Source organism: Streptomyces marokkonensis (assembly GCF_008312835.1).
Classification (GTDB): domain Bacteria; phylum Actinomycetota; class Actinomycetes; order Streptomycetales; family Streptomycetaceae; genus Streptomyces; species Streptomyces marokkonensis_A.
Genome location: NZ_VSKS01000002.1, coordinates 57,165 through 75,744, shown reverse-complemented (window position 1 = coordinate 75,744; position 18,580 = coordinate 57,165). Strand labels below are relative to the sequence as shown.

19 protein-coding genes are annotated in these 18,580 nt (G+C 72.1%); 9 read left to right on the top strand and 10 right to left on the bottom strand.

Translation table 11 applies throughout. The features are described from left to right. Positions 1–5: 5 nt before the first annotated feature. Entirely contained in the window at positions 6–758 is a 753-nt protein-coding gene (locus tag F1615_RS03125) for a SigE family RNA polymerase sigma factor (protein ID WP_149547311.1), read from the bottom strand. 243 nt (positions 759–1,001) lie between these two features. On the opposite strand from F1615_RS03125, the gene afsQ1 reads away from it, so the two are divergent. From afsQ1 to F1615_RS03100, 5 genes are all read left to right on the top strand, one after another. Next, positions 1,002–1,679: a two-component system response regulator AfsQ1 gene (afsQ1, locus tag F1615_RS03120; RefSeq protein ID WP_024883374.1), complete on the top strand. Its 678-nt coding sequence runs from the start codon at positions 1,002–1,004 to the stop codon at positions 1,677–1,679. Beyond that, positions 1,676–3,283: a sensor histidine kinase gene (locus F1615_RS03115; protein WP_149547310.1), complete on the top strand. Its 1,608-nt coding sequence runs from the start codon at positions 1,676–1,678 to the stop codon at positions 3,281–3,283. The genes afsQ1 and F1615_RS03115 overlap by 4 nt, the downstream gene beginning before the upstream one ends. Beyond that, complete coding sequence (locus tag F1615_RS03110; RefSeq protein ID WP_149547309.1) at positions 3,283–3,921, top strand: hypothetical protein; 639 nt, start codon at positions 3,283–3,285, stop codon at positions 3,919–3,921. The genes F1615_RS03115 and F1615_RS03110 overlap by 1 nt, the downstream gene beginning before the upstream one ends. Before the next feature lie 105 nt (positions 3,922–4,026). Continuing rightward, on the top strand, positions 4,027–4,608 hold the full coding sequence (locus F1615_RS03105; RefSeq protein WP_149547308.1) for a VanZ family protein: 582 nt from the start codon (positions 4,027–4,029) through the stop codon (positions 4,606–4,608). 59 nt (positions 4,609–4,667) lie between these two features. Then, entirely contained in the window at positions 4,668–4,868 is a 201-nt protein-coding gene (locus tag F1615_RS03100; RefSeq protein ID WP_149547307.1) for a PspC domain-containing protein, read from the top strand. Between the two features lie 89 nt (positions 4,869–4,957). On the opposite strand, the gene F1615_RS03095 is transcribed toward F1615_RS03100, so the two are convergent. Both F1615_RS03095 and F1615_RS03090 read right to left on the bottom strand, forming a co-directional pair. Continuing rightward, a complete protein-coding gene (locus tag F1615_RS03095; RefSeq protein ID WP_149547306.1) occupies positions 4,958–5,305 on the bottom strand; it encodes an ATP-binding protein in 348 nt (115 codons plus the stop codon). Between the two features lie 139 nt (positions 5,306–5,444). Beyond that, positions 5,445–6,602: an adenosine deaminase gene (locus F1615_RS03090; RefSeq protein WP_149547305.1), complete on the bottom strand. Its 1,158-nt coding sequence runs from the start codon at positions 6,600–6,602 to the stop codon at positions 5,445–5,447. Between the two features lie 113 nt (positions 6,603–6,715). Here F1615_RS03090 and F1615_RS03085 point away from each other — a divergent pair, with 113 nt between their 5' ends. Next, positions 6,716–7,480 (top strand): alpha/beta hydrolase, encoded by a 765-nt coding sequence (locus F1615_RS03085; protein WP_149547304.1) that lies wholly within the window; start codon positions 6,716–6,718, stop codon positions 7,478–7,480. Between the two features lie 138 nt (positions 7,481–7,618). Here F1615_RS03085 and F1615_RS03080 read toward each other — a convergent pair whose 3' ends face one another. After that, positions 7,619–8,581 (bottom strand): LysR family transcriptional regulator, encoded by a 963-nt coding sequence (locus tag F1615_RS03080; protein ID WP_149547303.1) that lies wholly within the window; start codon positions 8,579–8,581, stop codon positions 7,619–7,621. Positions 8,582–8,644: 63 nt separating this feature from the next. Between F1615_RS03080 and F1615_RS03075 the strand changes: the two genes are divergently transcribed. Together F1615_RS03075 and F1615_RS03070 are read left to right on the top strand one after the other, a co-directional pair. Continuing rightward, positions 8,645–9,928 carry an MFS transporter gene (locus F1615_RS03075; RefSeq protein ID WP_149547302.1) on the top strand — a complete coding sequence of 428 codons (1,284 nt, stop codon included), beginning with the start codon at positions 8,645–8,647 and terminating at the stop codon, positions 9,926–9,928. Positions 9,929–10,242: 314 nt separating this feature from the next. Next, the gene (locus F1615_RS03070; protein ID WP_149547301.1) at positions 10,243–11,259 is read left to right on the top strand and encodes a sigma-70 family RNA polymerase sigma factor; all 1,017 of its coding nucleotides are present in this window, start codon (positions 10,243–10,245) and stop codon (positions 11,257–11,259) included. Here the strand turns inward: F1615_RS03070 and F1615_RS03065 are convergent. After that, on the bottom strand, positions 11,143–11,490 hold the full coding sequence (locus F1615_RS03065) for an STAS domain-containing protein (RefSeq protein WP_244328625.1): 348 nt from the start codon (positions 11,488–11,490) through the stop codon (positions 11,143–11,145). The genes F1615_RS03070 and F1615_RS03065 overlap by 117 nt on opposite strands. 166 nt (positions 11,491–11,656) lie before the next feature. On the opposite strand from F1615_RS03065, the gene F1615_RS03060 reads away from it, so the two are divergent. After that, on the top strand, positions 11,657–12,577 hold the full coding sequence (locus tag F1615_RS03060) for an AEC family transporter (RefSeq protein WP_149547299.1): 921 nt from the start codon (positions 11,657–11,659) through the stop codon (positions 12,575–12,577). Positions 12,578–12,625: 48 nt separating this feature from the next. On the opposite strand, the gene F1615_RS03055 is transcribed toward F1615_RS03060, so the two are convergent. The 5 genes from F1615_RS03055 to F1615_RS03035 form a co-directional block, all read right to left on the bottom strand. After that, positions 12,626–13,903, bottom strand: coding sequence for a thymidine phosphorylase (locus tag F1615_RS03055; RefSeq protein ID WP_208818255.1), 1,278 nt, complete (start codon positions 13,901–13,903; stop codon positions 12,626–12,628). 99 nt (positions 13,904–14,002) lie between these two features. After that, positions 14,003–14,401, bottom strand: coding sequence for a cytidine deaminase (locus F1615_RS03050; protein ID WP_149547297.1), 399 nt, complete (start codon positions 14,399–14,401; stop codon positions 14,003–14,005). After that, a complete protein-coding gene (locus F1615_RS03045) occupies positions 14,398–15,672 on the bottom strand; it encodes an ABC transporter permease (RefSeq protein ID WP_149547296.1) in 1,275 nt (424 codons plus the stop codon). Before F1615_RS03045 ends, F1615_RS03050 begins: the two co-directional genes overlap by 4 nt. After that, entirely contained in the window at positions 15,669–16,802 is a 1,134-nt protein-coding gene (locus F1615_RS03040; protein WP_149547295.1) for an ABC transporter permease, read from the bottom strand. The genes F1615_RS03045 and F1615_RS03040 overlap by 4 nt, the downstream gene beginning before the upstream one ends. Continuing rightward, positions 16,802–18,379, bottom strand: coding sequence for an ABC transporter ATP-binding protein (locus tag F1615_RS03035; RefSeq protein ID WP_149547294.1), 1,578 nt, complete (start codon positions 18,377–18,379; stop codon positions 16,802–16,804). Before F1615_RS03035 ends, F1615_RS03040 begins: the two co-directional genes overlap by 1 nt. Between the last annotated feature and the right edge of the window lie 201 nt (positions 18,380–18,580).

The window sequence follows — 18,580 nt, the reverse complement described above, 5'->3', positions numbered from 1 at the left end:
TGCCTTCAGGCGACGAGCTCCCCGAAGGTGTCCTCCTCGTCACGGCCGAAGCTGAGGACCTCGTCCTCGCGCAGCCGGCGGAGCGACCGCCAGATGCTGGACTTCACCGTGCCGACGCTGATGCCGAGGATGTCCGCGATCTCCGGGTCCGTGCGGCCCTCGTAGTAGCGCAGGACCAGCATGGTGCGCTGGAGTTCCGGCAGCCGGGCCAACGCCTGCCACAGGACGGCGCGCAGCTCGGTGCCGCGCATCGCGTCCGTGTCACCGGCCGTCTCCGGCAGTTCCTCGGTCGGGTATTCGTTCAGCTTGCGGCGGCGCCACGCGCTGATGTGCAGGTTGGTCATGGTGCGGCGGAGGTATCCGCCGACCGCCGCCTTGTCGCTGATCCGGTCCCACGCCCGGTAGGTCGAGAACAGCGCGCTCTGCAGCAGGTCCTCGGCCTCGAAACGGTCGCCGGTCAGGTGGTAGGCGGTGGCGTACAGGGAGGCGCGGCGCTCCTGGACGTAGGCGGTGAACGCCGCTTCGGCGTCCGCCGTCCGCTCCGGAGTACGCCGCTCCCCCGAGGCCTCCCCGTACGCGTTCCCCCCGCTGGTGTCCCCCGTGGACGCGTCAACCACCGTCATGATCGCGGTGTGCTGACGTCCGGTGCCGCGAGCGCACCCCCGCATGCCCGCCGCACCGGACTTCTCGGAACCCCGGTGCACGTCGTGCAGACGCGTGATCACTGCGCTGGAGCTGGTGCCGTGCAGCGTGTTCATCTCGCGCCCCCCGTCGTGGACTTCCGGTGTTTCGTCCTGCTGTTGTGCTTGTGCCGAGAAGCTTGCCGGGGGACCTTCATGGCCGTGTCAGCCGACTGTCACAGACGTGTCACAGGGGTCGGCCACGGCGGGACCACAGATCCTTCACAGATGTCCGTGCACGTAGCGGCACGTATGCGGGCCCAATGGGCATCTGCCGCCCACGGGTCGAACAGGAAGCCCTCCATGGGCCAGAATGAGCCCGTGCCTTCCCTGTTGCTGATCGAGGACGACGACGCCATCCGCACGGCCCTGGAGCTCTCCCTGACGCGCCAGGGCCACCGGGTCGCGACCGCTGCCAGTGGTGAGGACGGTCTGAAGCTGCTGCGTGAGCAGCGCCCGGATCTGATCGTGCTGGACGTGATGCTGCCCGGCATCGACGGGTTCGAGGTGTGCCGTCGCATCCGGCGCACGGACCAGTTGCCGATCATCCTGCTGACCGCGCGCAACGACGACATCGACGTGGTGGTCGGGCTGGAGTCCGGCGCCGACGACTACGTCGTCAAGCCCGTGCAGGGCCGGGTGCTGGACGCCCGTATCCGGGCGGTGCTGCGGCGCGGGGAGCGGGAGTCCAGCGACTCGGCGACCTTCGGCAGCCTGGTCATCGACCGTTCGGCGATGACGGTGACGAAGAACGGCGAGGACCTCCAGCTGACGCCGACCGAGCTGCGGCTGCTGCTCGAGCTGAGCCGGCGGCCGGGCCAGGCGCTGTCCCGGCAGCAGTTGCTGCGGCTGGTGTGGGAGCACGACTACCTGGGCGACTCGCGTCTGGTGGACGCCTGTGTCCAGCGGCTGCGTGCCAAGGTCGAGGACGTGCCGTCGTCCCCGACGCTGATCCGTACCGTGCGCGGTGTCGGCTACCGGCTGGATCCGCCTCAGTGACACACGAGCACCAAGGGGGGCCTCGCGGCTGGTCCGCGGCGCGCAGGGGAGTCTGGTCACGGCTGCGGTTCACCAGCCTGCGGCTGCGGCTGGTCGTGGTGTTCGGGCTGGTCGCGCTCACCGCCGCGGTGTCCGCGTCCGGCATCGCCTACTGGCTGAACCGCGAGTCCGTGCTGACCCGCACCCAGGACGCGGTGCTGCGCGACTTCGAGCGGGAGATGCAGAACCGGGCGGGCGCGCTGCCCGAGCACCCGACGCAGGACGAACTGCAGCGCACCGCGGGACAGATGGCGACCAGCAGTCAGCGCTTCACCGTGCTGCTGGTCGCGGAGGACCCGGACGGGCGGACGGTGTACGGCAGTTCGGGCGGGCTGAACGGCTTCTCACTGAAGGACGTGCCGCGCTCGCTGCGGGACGCGGTCACCGAGCGGCAGGAGATCACGTCCGGTAACAAGTACCCGCACCGTCTGTACTGGCAGCGGACCGTGGACGACGACACGCCGTACCTGGTGGCGGGGACGCGGGTGATCGGCGGCGGGCCGACGGGCTACATGCTGAAGTCGCTGGAGCCGGAGGCCAAGGACCTCAACTCGCTGGCCTGGTCGCTGGGGATCGCCACGGCCCTCGCGCTGATCGGTTCCGCGCTGCTCGCGCACGCCGCCGCGACGACGGTGCTGAAGCCGGTGCAGCGGCTGGGAGTGGCCGCGCGGCGGCTCGGCGAGGGGAAGCTGGACACCCGGCTCAGGGTGTCGGGCACCGATGAACTCGCCGATCTCTCCCGTACGTTCAACAAGGCGGCCGAGGCGCTGGAGAAGCGGGTGGCCGACATGGCCGCGCGGGACGAGGCGTCACGCCGGTTCGTGGCGGACATGAGCCATGAGCTGCGTACGCCGCTGACCGCGATCACGGCGGTGACCGAGGTCCTTGAGGAGGAGCTCGAGTTCGAGGGCGGCGGCATCGACCCGATGATCGAGCCCGCCGTCCGGCTGGTGGTGAGCGAGACCCGGCGGCTGAACGACCTGGTGGAGAACCTGATGGAGGTGACCCGCTTCGACGCGGGCACCGCCCGTCTGGTCCTCGACGACGTCGACGTCGCCGACCAGATCACCGCCTGCATCGACGCGCGTGCCTGGCTGGACGCGGTCGACCTGGACGCCGAGCGCGGCATCCACGCGCGGATCGATCCGCGCCGGCTGGACGTGATCCTGGCCAATCTCGTCGGCAACGCGCTCAAGCACGGCGGTTCGCCGGTGCGGGTGGCGGTGCGGGAGTCCGTGGCGGAGGGCGCGGAGGACGCCGGGGACGGGGGCACGGTGGTCATCGAGGTGCGCGACCACGGGCCGGGCATCCCGGAGGAGGTCCTGCCGCACGTCTTCGACCGTTTCTACAAGGCGAGTGCCTCCCGGCCGCGTTCCGAGGGCAGTGGCCTGGGGCTGTCCATCGCGCTGGAGAACGCCCACATCCACGGCGGCGAGATCACCGCGGCCAACTCTCCCGAGGGCGGCGCCGTCTTCACGCTGCGGCTGCCGCGGGACGTCTCCGCGCGCGGCTCCTCGGAGAAGGCCGGTGACGCCGGGGACGAAGGCGCCGGGGAGGACGCCTGATGGACGGACGACGGATGGCGGTGCGGCGTGCGGCCGTACGGGGCGCACGGGGGCTGCTGGCCGTCGGGGCGCTCGGGGCGCTGCTGACGGGGTGCGGGATCCGGGCCACGGAGGTGCCGACCGACTTCGGTCCGGCGCCCTCACGGGTGCGCTGCTCGCTGGCCGAGCCTGAGGTGTCGACGCAGGCCGTGCGCGGGCTGCCGGTGCAGGTGTTCCTGCTGTGCGGGTCGTCCCTGGTGGCGGTGGACCGGACGGTACGGGTGCCGGACGGGGCGGCGGACGCGCGGCGGGTGCTGGTGGCGCAGGGGCTGCTGGACGAGCTGTCCGAGGAGCCGTCGGACGCCGAGCGGGAGGCCGGGTACACCACGCGCGTGCGGCGCGGGACGACCGTGAGCGGTCCGCGGCCGGGCGACCCGGAGGACACGCTGCGGCTGAGCACCGCGCCGGGGAGCCTGCCCTCCTCCGCGCTGGCGCAGGTCGTGTGCACCTTCTCCGACTCGGCGGCGGCCGAGGGCGACGGCTCGGTGATCCTGGGCGGACCGGAGGACAGCCGGCCGCGCCGCTACAAGTGCACCGGCGAGGTCCGGTCCCGTCCGGCCGACGAGGAGCCGCCCTCCTCGGAGGTCACGGAGGGCTGATCCGCGGGGCGGGCCGGGCGTCTCCGCGGACTGTGGCGCAGGCCTCACCCGGTGAACGGGTGACATCCCGGAACCGATCGTGCCGAACGCCGCGTCTAGGGGGTCGTGCAGCGTCAAGGCTTCATCGGCGGCACCGCCGCATTCCGCATCCGGGTGACAGGAGGACTCCTCCTGGCCGCGCATCTCGCGTTCGTCGCCTGGTACACGCTGCGCCCGCTGGACGTCCCCTGGGTGATGCCCGCGAATCTGCGGCCGTTCGACGGCATCCGGGCGGATTTCGCGCTGGGGTGGGTGACGGGGGTCCGCCGGGCCGCTGAGGCGATGGCGCTGCTGGCGCCGCTGGGCGTGCTGCTCCCGATGGCCGGTGGGCGCCTGGCCGTGTCACGGCTGGGTTCGCTGATCCGCACCATGACCGCGACCGCGCTGGTCTCGCTGGCCGTGGAGATGCTGCAGACGGCGGTGCCGGGGCAGGTCGTGGACGTCGACTCGCTGCTGCTGAACACGGCGGGCGCGGCGCTCGCGCACGCGGCCGTGGTGCCCGCGGGCCGTGCCTGGCTGCGCCGCAGGACGGCGTGGCTGCCCGCCGGAGCCCCTCTTCCGGAGGAGCCGGCTCAGGGTAGGACCCCGACGATTCCCAGGGTCGGGATCGCCCCGTGGAGCGACGCTTTGCCCCCTTCGTCTCCGTAACGTGGAGTGCATGGAGGCAGCCGGTCGGGAGGCCTCCCACCGCTCACGAAGGAGTCGTCATGAGCCGCCTCGCCCGCCCCACCAACGACCGGATGATCGGCGGAGTGTGCGCCGCGCTGGCCCGGCGCTTCGGCACCTCCGCGAACACGATGCGGGTGATTTTCCTGGCGTCGTGCCTGCTGCCGGGCCCGCAGTTCCTGCTGTACATCGCCCTGTGGATCCTGTTGCCCTCGGAGGACAAGGCACGGACGGCCTGGTAACCGCCCCCCGGAACCATCTCCCCGCGAGTACGCCGATGGGGCGCACCCCGACATCGGGGTGCGCCCCATCGGCCGTGTGCGCCTGGCGGTCAGCCGCCGAGCGGAACGCCGTTGACGTTGAGGCCCTGGGCGGGCACCGCGTGCAGCGGCAGACCGCCGAGCAGACCGGCGCCCGGAACCTGGGGGCCCGCCTTCTCGGCCACGGGCTGCACGGTCGCCATGCCGGTGCCGGCCAGCTCCTGCCCCGTCGCCAGCGCCCCGGACGGGCCCGGCACCGCACCGGACAGCCGCTCGGCCGGAACGGCCTGGGTGACGGTGTCCAGCGACGGAACGGCGTCCGGGACGGCCGGGGCCGCGTTGGCGACGCCCGCACCGGCGACGGCGAAGGCGGCACCGAGAGCGGCGGCACCGAGGGTCTTGGCAGCAGACTGCTTCATGAAAATGTGTCCTCGAAATGGGATACGGGGATGTGAGCGGTGCTGTGACCGTAAACACGCGGCACCACCCGCCGCAAACATCGAAATGCGGACGGATTGTGAACACCGCTGGTTTCCTCGTTTCCCGAGAAGGCCGCGTTCAGCCCTCCGTGGCCACGGAACCGCTGGTGGAGGCGGTTTGCCGGAACAGCCATTCGGATTTCAGCTCGGCGTATCCGGGCTTGATGACGTCATTGATCATGGCCAGTCGTTCATCGAAAGGAATGAACGCTGATTTCATCGCATTGACGGAGAACCACTGCATGTCGTCGAGCGTGTAACCGAAGGCCCCGACCAGGTGCTCGAATTCCCGGCTCATGCTCGTGTGGGACATGAGGCGGTTGTCGGTGTTCACGGTGGCCCGGAAGTGCAGCCGGCGCAGCAGACCGATGGGGTGCTCGGCGTACGAGGCGGCGGCCCCGGTCTGGAGGTTGGAGCTCGGGCACAGCTCCAGCGGGATGCGCTTGTCCCGGACGTAGGAGGCGAGCCGGCCGAGCTCGACGGTGCCGTCGTCGTGGACCTGGATGTCGTCGATGATGCGCACCCCGTGCCCGAGCCGGTCGGCGCCGCACCACTGGAGGGCCTGCCAGATGGACGGCAGCCCGAACGCCTCACCGGCGTGGATGGTGAAGTGGTTGTTCTCCCGCTTCAGGTACTCGAAGGCGTCGAGGTGCCGGGTGGGCGGGTAGCCGGCCTCGGCGCCCGCGATGTCGAAGCCGACGACGCCCAGGTCCCGGTAGCGGTTGGCGAGTTCGGCGATCTCCAGGGCGCGGGCGGCGTGCCGCATCGCGGTGAGCAGGGCACCGACCCGGATGCGGTGGCCGTTCTCCTTCGCGCGCCGCTCCCCCTGCCGGAACCCCTCGTTGACCGCCTCGACGACCTCCTCGAGGCTCAGCCCGCCTTCGAGGTGCTGTTCGGGGGCGTAGCGCACCTCGGCATAGACGACGCCGTCCCCTGCGAGGTCCTCGGCGCACTCGGCGGCGACCCGGACGAGCGCGTCGCGGGTCTGCATGACGCCGACGGTGTGCGAGAACGTCTCCAGGTACCGCTCCAGGGAACCCGAGTCGGCGGCCTGGTGGAACCAGAGGGCGAGCTTGTCGGGGTCGGTGTCGGGGAGACCGGTGTAGCCGGTCTCACGGGCCAGGTCGACGACGGTGCCGGGGCGCAGCCCGCCGTCGAGGTGGTCGTGCAGCAGAACCTTGGGCGCCCGGCGGATCTGGTCCGCGGTCGGGGTGTTCGCGATGGTCTGGCTCGTCATCTCCGCACTCTAACTCCTACGCGCGTAGATCACTCGGTGCGCGAATCCGTCGATACGTAACGGTGACCGCACGGACGGGTCGCGTACACCGACGCTTCTGAGAATGTTCTGTCATGGCACAGCAAGCGACGCCGGTTCGCACGGCCCGGCTGGGGAGGGCGCTCGGCCCGGAGCCGACGGCGGTGAGCGGTGTGGTGCTGCTGCTCCCGGGCGGCGAGGAGGTCTCCAGCCGCCGGCCGTCCCCCCTGTGGGCGGCCGCCTCCGTACGGGGCCTCGGCCGCCGTCTCACCCGCGCGGGAAGGGAGCAGAGCCTCGCCGCCCACGTCGTCCACTACCGCTGGCGGGGCTGGAACGGCAGCGAGGCGCATCTCGCGCACGACGCCACCTGGGCCGCCGACGAGGCCGTACGACGCTACGGGGACGTCCCCGTCTGCCTGGTCGGCCTCGGCATGGGCGGCAGGGCCGCGCTCCGCGCGGGGGGCCACGAGGCCGTCAACTCCGTGCTGGCGCTGGCACCCTGGCTGCCGGAGGAGGACGTGGCGGCACCACCCGAACCGGTGAAACAGCTCGCCGGCCGGCGCGTGCTGATCGTGCACGGCACCAATGACGCGCGGACCGACCCCGAGCTGTCGTTCCGGCTGGCGGCGCGGGCGAAGAAGGCGAACCGGGACGTGTGCCGGTTCGAGGTCCATTCGGACGGGCACGGATTGAGCCAGTACCGGGACGAAGTGATGGCGCTGGCCGAGGACTTCGTGATGGGGGCGCTGTTCGGGCGGGCGTTCTCGCGTCCCGTGCAGGACGCCCTGGCGGCGCCTCCGCCGCTGGGGTTGCGGATGCCGCTCGCGGCGGGGTTCGGCAGGTCACTGCGGCGGCGGTAGCGCCGTTGGGGTGGTTTGCCGGCCTGCGACTGCGCGGGTCGTCGGTGGCCGGCCGCGCCCACGCGGCGGAGCCGGGCATCGATACGGCCCCGCGCCCCTGGGGCGCCGGCCCCTGCGCCGGCAGCCGGTCATGCCCTCTCAAGTCGGCAGCAAGGTGCCCCTCTTACTGAGCAGGAACTTCTTGAAGGCGGCCACCGGGGGTGTGTCCGGACGGCCGGCGAGCCAGGCCACACCGATCTCTCGTGCCGCCCTGGGAGCCGTCACCGTCAGCTCCACCACCCCGGGGCGGGGGAACGGGGGCGGGGGAAGGAGGGCCACGCCCAGGCCCGCGGCGACCAGTCCGCGCAGGGTCTCGGCCTCCTCGCCCTCGAAGGCGATACGCGGTTTGAAGCCCGCCTGGGCGCAGAGGTCGTCGGTGATGCGGCGCAGGCCGTAGCCGGGTTCCAGGGTCACGAACGTCTCGTCGGCGGCCTCGGCCAGGCGGATGCGGCGGCGGCCGGCGAGGCGGTGGTCGACGGGGACGACCAGGCGCAGCTTCTGCTCGTCGAGGCGGCGGGCGACGAGGTCGGGGGCGTCGGGCACCGGGGAGGTCAGGCACAGGTCGAGTTCGCCCGCGCGGAGGCCCTCCAGCATGGCCTCACCGTAGTTCTGGACGAGGCTGAACCGGATGCGCGGGTGGTCGGCACGGAAGGCGTGCAGCAGGCCGGGCACGGTCTCGGCGCCCATGGTGTGCAGGAAGCCGAAGGCGACCTTGCCGGTGGCGGGGTCGGCGTCGGCGCGCACCTCCTCCGCGGCGCGTCCGATCTCGGCGAGGGCGCGTTCGACGGAGGTGAGGAAGGTGCGGCCGGCGGGGGTCAGGGAGACCGTGCGGCCGTGGCGGGCGAACAGCTCGACGCCCAGGTCCTGTTCCAGGCGGACCATCGCGCGGGAGAGGGTGGACTGCGGTACCTGCATCTCCTGGGCGGCGCGCGTGACGTGCTCGGTGCGGGCGACGCCGGCGAAGTGCGCGAGGCGGGGGGCGAGCAGTCTCGACATGTCGTCCGTGTCTCGTGTGTCACTGCTCTGTGACAGCCGGTTCCGTGACCTCCGCTGATGCTCCATGGGAACGATTATGGCGATTCCGTGCATTGGACGGATGAGCGGGGCCGTCCCTACCTTCGAGGCATGAATCCCGCCAGTACCGGGGCGTCCACCAGCGTGGGCGCCGTCGCATCCGTTCCCTCCGCCCAGCCGCCCGTCTCCGGGTCCCGGATGTCCCCGGGCGGGCCCGGTTACCGCCGGATGAGTCTCGCCCTGTTCCTCGCGGGTGTCGCGACGTTCGCGCTGCTGTACTCCACCCAGGCCCTGCTGCCGCTGGTCTCCGGTGACTTCGCGGTGAGCGCGAGCGACGCGAGCTGGACGGTGTCGGCGGCGACCGGTGGCCTGGCGCTGTTCGTGCTGCCGATGAGCGCGTTGTCGGAGCGCTACGGACGGCGCACGGTCATGACGGTCTCCCTGGCTGTCGCCGTGACGGTGGGGCTGCTGGTGCCCTTCGCCCCGTCGCTGGGCGTGCTGGTGGCGCTGCGGGCGCTGCAGGGCGCGGCGCTGGCCGGACTGCCCGCCTCGGCGACGGCGTATCTCGCGGAGGAGGTCACGCCCAAGGCGCTGGTGACGGCGATCGGGCTGTTCGTGGCCGGCAACAGCGTCGGCGGGATGAGCGGCCGGGTGATCACCGGCTGGGTGGCGCAGGAGTGGGGCTGGCGGGTCGCCGTCGGGGTGATCGGGGTGATCGCGGTCGCGTGCGCGGTGGCCTTCCGGCTGCTGCTGCCGGCGCCGAAGCACTTCCGGCCGGGTTCGCTGCGGCCGCGCGTGCTGGCCGGCACGGTCCGGGGCCATCTGGCGAACCCCCTGCTGCGGCGGCTGTTCGCGATCGGCGCGCTGTTCATGACGGTGTTCGGCGGTGTGTACACGGTCGTCGGGTACCGGCTGACAGAGGCGCCGTTCTCGCTGCCGCAGGGCATCGCCGGCTCGGTCTTCCTGGTCTATCTGGTGGGCACGGTCTCGGCTTCGGCGGCGGGGCGGCTGGTGGGCCGGCTGGGACGCCGGGGGGCGCTGTACGCGGGCGGCGGGACCACGGCGGCGGGCCTGCTGCTGTCGCTGGCGGAGTCGCTGCCGCTGGTGCTGCTGGGGCTGGTGCTGATCACCGCGGGGTTCTTCGCGGGGCACGCGGTGGCGTCGTCGGCGGTGGGGAAGACCGCGGACGTGGGTCGGGCGCAGGCGGCCGCGCTCTACCAGTCCGCCTACTACGTCGGCTCCAGCGCGGGGAGCACGGTGGGTGCGCTGGCCTTCCACGCCGGTGGGTGGGCCGGGACGGTGGGGGTCGGCCTGGTGGCCGTGGCCGGGGTCGCGGCGATCACCCTGGCCGGTACGCGCGCGGCGGCGCGGGCGGCCGTGGTCCGGCCGGCCTGACGTCCCGCGCCCCGCCGCCCCTTCCCGACCCCGGGGGCGTGCCCCCGGACCCCCGCTCCTCGAACGCCGGAGGGGCTTGCAACCAGCCCGTCCTGCGCTTGAGGACGAGGCCCGTCGAGGGCCGGAAGGGGGGTCTGGGGGCGCAGCCTCCAGGGCCGGGACGGGAAGGGGCGGCGGGGCGGAAGAACTCCTGCCCCACCGTGCTGACCTGGGCGTTCGCCCGCTCGAGGGGCCGTTGTCAGTGGGCTGCGGTAGCTTCCGGAGTGGTGGGTGCGATAGTGCGCCACGAAGACGCCACATGGGGTGGGTGGACGATGACGAACGGCACGGCGACGACGACCGACCTGGACGCCAGGCTGGAGGAGTACCGGGTCGAACTGACCGGGTACTGCTACCGGATGCTCGGCTCGTCCTTCGAGGCGGAGGACGCGGTGCAGGACACCATGATCCGCGCCTGGCGCAGCTACGACAGGTTCGAGGGCCGCTCCAGCCTGCGCTCCTGGCTGTACCGCATCGCGACCAACGTGTGCCTGGACATGCTGACGGCGGGCAACAAGCGGGCCCGGCCGATGGATCTCACCGAGTCCACACCGCTGGCGCGGGCCGCGCTGGCGCCCCGCCCGGACAACACGTGGCTGGAGCCGATGCCCGACTCCCGGGTGCTGCCCACGCCCGCCGACCCGGCGGAGGCCGCGGTCGCCAAGGAGTCGGTGCGGCTCGCCTTCATGGCCGCGCTCCAGCAGCTGCCGGCCAAGCAGCGTGCGGTGCTCATCCTGCGCGAGGTGCTGGCCTGGAAGGCGAGCGAGGTCGCCGAGCTGCTGGGCACGTCGGTCGCGTCGGTCAACAGCGCGCTCCAGCGGGCCCGGGCGACGCTCGCCGAGCGGCGTCAGCCCGGCGCCGAGGCGTCGGTGTCCGACCCGCTCGACGAGGAGCAGCGGAAACTGCTCGAGCGCTACGTGGCGGCGTTCGAGGGGTACGACATGTCGGCGCTGACCGCGCTGCTCCACGAGGACGCCATCATGACGATGCCGCCGTTCGACCTGTGGCTGACCGGCGCCGACGACATCACGGGTTTCATGACGACGCTCGGCTCCCCCTGCGCGAACTCCCGGCTGGTGCCGGTGGAGGTCAACGGGCTGCCGGGGTTCGCGCAGTACAAGCCCGACCCGGAGGCCGGCGGGTTCACGCCGTGGGCGGTGCAGGTGCTGGAGATCTCAGACGGCCGGATCACCGGGTTCCACTGCTTCCTGGACACCAAGCGGTGGTTCCCGCTGTTCGGGCTGCCCCTCCATCTCGAAGCGGAGGCCGACGAGGTCGAGCAGGGCGCATAGCGCCGCGGAGGGGTCGCGCAGCCGTATCCGGCCCCCGGCGCGGCGGGCCGTGAGCTGGAGCCGCGCGAGCAGGTTCACGGCGGCGAGCCCGGGTGGCCCCAGTCCGCCGACGTCGCAGACGACGACCCCGCCCGTCCCGCCGCCGTCCAGGAGTGCCCGCAGCGCGTCGCACGGCCCGCTCACCTCGTCCCGGGTGAGAGGGCCGCTGATCACGAGTACGGGCGGTGTCATGGCGTCCACAACCGGTAGACCGGCCGGGGTCGCGTAATTCATCGCGCGGGGCGCCGCGAGGATCACATTGACCCGGGCGCGACCTGCCCCGGAGGGTTGGCCGCATGTGCCGCAGATCCGCTCAGCCCCTGGTGTCCGGTGCCGCCCACCGCCGCGAGGAGCCGCCGTGCAGGGGGTGCTGAGCGGGTTCCTGGTGATCGCCGTCGTCATCGGCGTCGGCTATGTCATCGGCCGCCGGGGGCACCTCGGCGCTCAGGGCCGCGACGTCCTGACGAGGCTGGCGTTCCACGTGGCGTCGCCGGCCCTGCTGTTCACCACCCTGGCCGGGGCCGACCTGTCGGTGGTCTTCTCGGACCGGCTGCTGGTCACCGCGCTGAGCACGGCGGCGGTGGCGGGCGTCTTCGTCGCGGTGGGTGCCGTACGCGGCTGGGGTGTCGGCCGCACCACCATCGGCGCCCTGTGCTCCAGCTACGTCAACTCCGGCAACCTCGGCATTCCGATCGCCGTATACGTCCTGGGCGACGCCTCGCTCGTGGCGCCGGTGCTGCTGTTCCAGCTGGTCGGGGTCACGCCGGTGGCGCTGACAATCCTGGACCTGTCGACGGCGGGCGAGAAGCAGGCGTTGTGGCGGCGGCTGCTCACGCCGCTGCGGAACCCGATCGCGCTGGGGTCGCTGGCGGGGGTGGCGGTGTCGGCGGCCGGTGTGGAGATACCCGGGCCGGTCCTGGACCCGGTGGTCCTGATAGGCAACATGGCGGTTCCGGCCGTGCTGCTCGCGTTCGGCATCTCGCTGCGCGGCAGCACGCTGCCGCTGCGGGGCGGGGACCGGGGTGCCGTCCTCCTCGCCGTGGCGCTGAAGGCGGTGGGCCAGCCGCTGGTCGCCTGGGCGCTGGCGGTGGGTGTCTTCGGGCTGCGCGGGGCGCATCTGCTGGACGTGGTGGTGACCTCGGCCCTCCCGGCCGCGCAGAACCTGTTCACCTATGCGAGCAGCTATCGCGTGGGCGAGCGGCTGGCCCGGGAGGCGATCCTGGTGTCGACGGTGCTGTCGGTGCCGGTGCTGGTGGCCGTGGCGGCCCTGCTGGGGTGACGGCGGGTGGGACCGGCGGCGGGCCGCCGGTCCCACCCGGACGGCCTGTCAGGCGATGCGTTCCAGTACCACGGGGGTCGCCGTGAACTCCGTGCCCTCCGGGGCGACGTCGTACGAGCCCTCGACCGCCTGGAGGGCGTAGTCGAAGCGGTCCGGGGTGTCCGTGTGGAGGGTGAGGAGGGGCTGGCCCTCGGTCACCCGGTCGCCGGGCCTGGCGTGGAGTTCGACGCCCGCGCCCGCCTGCACCGGGTCCTCCTTGCGGGCGCGGCCCGCGCCGAGGCGCCAGGCGGCGACGCCGATGCCGTAGGCGTCGAGGCGGGTCAGGACGCCCGAGGCCGGGGCGTTCACCACGTGCCGCTCACGGGCCACCGGCAGCTCCGCGTCCGGGTCGCCGCCCTGGGCCGCGATCATGCGGCGCCAGACGTCCATCGCGGAGCCGTCGGCGAGGGCCTTGGCCGGGTCGGCGTCCTTCAGGCCGGCCGCGTCGAGCATCTCGCGGGCGAGGGCGAGGGTCAGCTCGACGACGTCCGCCGGGCCGCCGCCGGCCAGGACCTCGACGGACTCGCGGACCTCGAGCGCGTTGCCCGCGGTCAGGCCGAGCGGGGTGGACATGTCGGTCAGGAGGGCGACCGTCCGCACGCCCGAGTCGGTGCCCAGGCCGACCATGGTGCGGGCCAGTTCGCGGGCGTCGTCGAGCGTCTTCATGAAGGCGCCCGTGCCGACCTTCACGTCCAGCACCAGGGAGCCGGTGCCCTCCGCGATCTTCTTCGACATGATCGAGGAGGCGATCAGCGGGATCGCCTCGACCGTGCCGGTCACGTCGCGGAGCGCGTAGAGCTTCTTGTCGGCGGGGGCCAGCCCGTCGCCGGCCGCGCAGATCACCGCGCCGGTGCCGTCCAGCACGGACAGCATCTCCTCGTTGGAGAGCAGGGCGCGCCAGCCGGGGATGGACTCCAGCTTGTCGAGCGTGCCGCCGGTGTGGCCGAGGCCGCGGCCGGACAGCTGCGGGACAGCCGCGCCGCAGGCCGCGACGAGGGGGGCCAGCGGGAGGGTGATCTTGTCGCCGACGCCTCCGGTGGAGTGCTTGTCGGCGGTCGGGCGGGACAGGGACGAGAAGTCCATGCGCTCACCGGAGGCGATCATCGCGGCCGTCCAGCGGGCGATCTCGCTCCGGTTCATGCCGTTGAGCAGGATCGCCATGGCGAGGGCCGACATCTGCTCGTCGGCCACCTCCCCGCGGGTGTACGCGTCGATCACCCAGTCGATCTGCTCGTCGCTGAGTTCGCCGCGGTCCCGCTTGGTGCGGATGACGGAGATGGCGTCCATGGCCATGGCCGGGGTTCCTTCCGGGGTGCGAAGGGCGCGGCCCCTCCGGTCGACGACCGCCGACGGTGCCGTCGGTCGTCCGGAGGGGCCGCACGGGAGTTACTTGGTGAGGTGCTGCGGGCCGAAGGCCTGGGGCAGCATCTCCGACAGCGGCAGGATTCCCGCCGGGGTCTCGAGGAGCAGTCCGGACCCGCCGAACTCGTACAGCAGCTGGCGGCAGCGGCCGCACGGGACGAGGATCTCGCCCCGGCCGTCCACACAGGTGAAGTGGGTGAGGCGGCCGCCTCCGGTGCGGTGCAGCTCCGAGACCATGCCGCACTCGGCGCACAGGCCGAGACCGTACGACGCGTTCTCGACGTTGCAGCCGGAGACCGTGCGCCCGTCGTCGACCAGGGCCGCGACGCCGACCGGGTACCCCGAGTAGGGGACGTAGGCGTGGGTCATGGCCTCCCGGGCGACGGCGCGCAGCGCCTCCCAGTCGACGTCGGCCGCGGTCACTTGCCCTGCCCCTTCCGGTAGGGCATGCCGTTGGCCCTGGGCATGCGCAGCCGCTGGGCGGAGAGGGCGAGGACGACGAGGGTGATGACGTACGGCGTGGCGGCGACGACCTGGTTGGGGACCTCGTTGGTGCCGGCGTACCAGGCGAAGACGAGGGCGCCGACGACCAGGGTGATCGCCGCGTGGACGTACTTCTTGCGGATGACCAGGTAGATCGCGCCGATGAGCAGCAGCAGCGCGCCGAGCAGCAGCAGGGCGTGCACGTTGGCGGAGCCGCCGCGCAGGTTGAGGCTGTCGGTGTAGCCGAAGAGGCCGGCGCCGATGGCGAGACCGCCCGGCATCCAGTTGCCGAAGATCATCGCGGCGAGGCCGATGAAGCCGCGTCCGCTGACCTGGCCCTCCAGGTAGAAGGGGTTGGCCACGATGGAGAGGAAGACACCGCCGAGGCCGGCCAGGCCGCCGGAGATGATCACGGCGAGGTACTTGTACTTGTAGACGTTCACGCCGAGGGACTCGGCGGCGATCGGGTTCTCGCCGCAGGAGCGCAGCCGCAGGCCGAACGGCGTGCGCCACAGGATCCACCAGGTGGCGGGGACGAGCGCGACGGCGATCAGGGTCAGCCAGGAGACGTTGGTGACCAGTCCGCCGAGCAGGCCCGCGATGTCGGAGACGAAGAACCAGCCCTTGTCGTTGAGGTCCCTCAGTCCGTCGGACAGTCCGGGCACGGTGAAGTTGCCGAGGGACTCGACCGCCGGGGACTGCTTGGCGGAGCCGCCCTGGTGGCCCACGAAGGCCAGCGGGGCGAGGTAGCGGGTGGCGCCGAGGGCGAGGATGTTGATCGCCACACCGGAGACGATGTGGTTGACGTTGAAGGTGACGGTGACGATCGCGTGCAGCAGGCCGCCGAGCGCGCCGCCGAGGAGGCCGACCAGGACGCCGGTCCACGGGCCCCACTGGAATCCGGCCCAGGCGCCGAACCAGGTGCCCAGGATCATCATGCCTTCGAGGCCGATGTTGACGACGCCCGCGCGCTCGGCCCACAGGCCGCCGAGACCGGCGAGGCCGATCGGGACGGCGAGCTGGAGCGCGGTGGACATCTGGCTGACGTTGGTGATGCCGTCGGCGCCCGTGATCAGGCGCACGATCGAGGTCAGGGCCAGGGCTCCGGCGATGACCAGGAGCAGGACGGGCCAGGACAGACGGCGGCCGGCCTTCGGTGCGTGCTCCAGCGACGGCTGGTTGACGTCGGTCGCTGTGGTCGGTGCGGTCATCGGCCGGCCACCTCCTTCGTGGTGTTGTTGTCGGCGTCCGGGCCCCCGAGAACATGGCCCGCGGCGAGTTCCGCGCCGACCCGGCGCTGCTGGCGGCGCAGGCCCCATTCGCGGACGGCCTCGTAGGAGACCACGACGGAGAGGACGATCAGGCCCTGCATGATGACCGCGATCTCCTTGTCGTAGCCGTGGAAGTCCAGCTCGGGCGAGGCCTTGTCGAGCCAGGCCCACAGGAGGGCGGCGAAGGCGATGCCGACCGGGCTGTTGCGGCCGAGCAGGGCGATGCCGATGCCGAGGAAGCCGATGCCGGTGGGGAAGCTGAGGTTGTAGGTGTGCGCGTCGCCGAGCAGGATCGGCAGGCCCGCGAGACCGGCGATGGCGCCGGAGAGCAGCATGGCGGTGAGCACCATGCGCTTGGGGTCGACGCCGCTGGCCGCGGCGGCGGACTCCGAGGCGCCGGAGGCGCGCAGGTCGAAGCCGAAGCGGGTGCGGTTGAGGACGATCCAGTAGCCGATGCCGAGCAGGACGGCGAGGATCACCAGGCCGTAGATCTCGCCGGCCGCGCCCATGTCGATGCCGGGGATCCAGCCGGACTCGTACATCTCGCCGGTGGTGTTGTTGTTGCCGACCTTGACGCCGAAGACGGTGGGCAGCCACATGTAGCCGATGACGGAGGTCGCGATCGCGTTGAGCATGATCGTCGCGACGACCTCGCTGACCCCCCGGGTGACCTTGAGGACACCGGCGACGCCGGCCCAGAAGGCGCCGGTGAACACGGCGGTGAGGAGCAGCAGCGGGATCTGCAGGACGGCCGGCAGGTTCATGTGGGCGCCGACGCTGGCGGCCATCATGGCGCCGAGCTGGTACTGGCCGTCGACGCCGATGTTGAACAGGTTCATCCGGAAGCCGATGGCCACCGCGAGGGCCGCGATGTAGTACATCGAGGCCTGGTTGATGATCAGCACCTGGATGTCGGCGAAACCGGCCTGCTCGAACATCAGGGCGAACGGCTCGACCGGGTTCTTGCCGGAGGCGAGCAGCACGACGGCGCTCAGCACGAAGGCCACGGCGAGCGCGATGACCGGTCCGGCCACCGCGAGGAGCACGCGCTCCTTGTCGAACTTCTTCATCAGCGGGCCTCGTCTTCCTCGGACTCGGGGGACCGGGACGCGCCGGCCGAGGTCTCGGGGGTCTCTTCCTGTTCGAGGTGTCCGGAGACGGCGCCGGTCATGGCGGTGCCCAGTGCCTCGGGGGTGATGGTGGCCGGGTCGGCGTCCGCGACCAGCTTCCCGTCGTAGATCACCCGGAGGGTGTCGGACAGGCCGATCAGCTCGTCCAGGTCGGCGGAGATCAGCAGCACGGCCAGGCCCTCGCGGCGGGCCTCGCGGATGTGGTCCCAGATGGCGGCCTGGGCGCCGACGTCCACGCCGCGGGTGGGGTGGGCGGCGATCAGGAAGCGCGGCTTGTGGGTCATCTCGCGGCCGACGATCAGCTTCTGCTGGTTGCCGCCGGAGAGGGAGGCCGCGGTGACGTCGATGCCGGGGGTGCGGACGTCGTACTCCTCGACGATCCGGCGGGTGTCCTCCTGGGCGGCCTTCGGGTCCAGCCAGACGCCCTTGGCGTTGGGCCGTTCGGTGACGTGGCCGAGGATGCGGTTCTCCCAGAGGGGGGACTCCAGGAGCAGGCCGTGGCGGTGCCGGTCCTCGGGGATGTAGCCGATGCCCTGCTCGCGGCGCCTGCGGGTGGGCCAGGCGGTGATCTCCTCGTCGGCCAGCCGGATGACGCCGGAGTCGGCGGACTTCAGGCCGATGAGGGCGTCGACCAGTTCGGTCTGGCCGTTGCCCTCGACGCCCGCGATGCCGAGGACCTCGCCCTCGTGGATGGTGAAGGTGATGTCGTCGAGCAGGACCTTGCCGCCGGCGGCCGTCAGCCGCAGCTTGTCGACGGTGATGACGGGGCGGTCGGTGACCGTGGACTCGGCCGTCTCGGGGGTGGGCAGTTCGCTGCCGACCATCATCTCGGCGAGCTGGCGCGCGGTGGTCTCGGCGGGGACGGCGGTGCCGACGGTCGTGCCGCGACGGATGACGGTGATGTCGTCGGCCACCGAGAGGACCTCGCCCAGCTTGTGGGAGATGAAGATGACCGACAGGCCCTCGGCCTTGAGCTCGCGCAGGTTGTCGAAGAGCGCGTCGACCTCCTGCGGCACGAGGACCGCGGTGGGCTCGTCGAGGATCAGGGTGGTGGCGCCGCGGTAGAGGACCTTGAGGATCTCCACGCGCTGGCGGGCGGCGACGCCGAGGTCCTCGACCAGGACGTCGGGGCGGACGCCGAGGCCGTAGCGCTCGGAGAGCTCCTTGATCTTGCGGCGGGCCCCGGCGCCGATGCCGTGGAGCTTCTCGCTGCCGAGGACGACGTTCTCGAGGACGGTGAGGTTGTCGGCGAGCATGAAGTGCTGGTGCACCATGCCGATGCCGCGCGCGATGGCGTCGGCGGGGGACGAGAAGCTCACCTTCTCGCCGCCGACCGCGATGGTGCCCTCGTCCGGCTTCTGCATGCCGTAGAGGATCTTCATCAGGGTCGACTTGCCGGCACCGTTCTCCCCGACGAGGGCGTGGACGGTGCCCTTGCGGACCGTGAGGTGGATGTCGTGGTTGGCGACGACGCCGGGGAAGCGCTTGGTGATCCCGGCGAGCTCGACGGCGGTCACCGAATCGTTGACCGCCGCTCCGGCCGGAGGGCTGCTGGACGCGTTGATGACGCACTCTCCTGGGGACGGGGGCCGTCTACGCGCGTAGCGCCCCTACGGCATACAAAGGGGTGGCGCCCCTGACCGACGGGGTACGGAGAGCCCGGCTCCCCGTACCCCGTCCAGCGGTCGCGACCCCGCGGCCCTCTGAGGACACCCCCT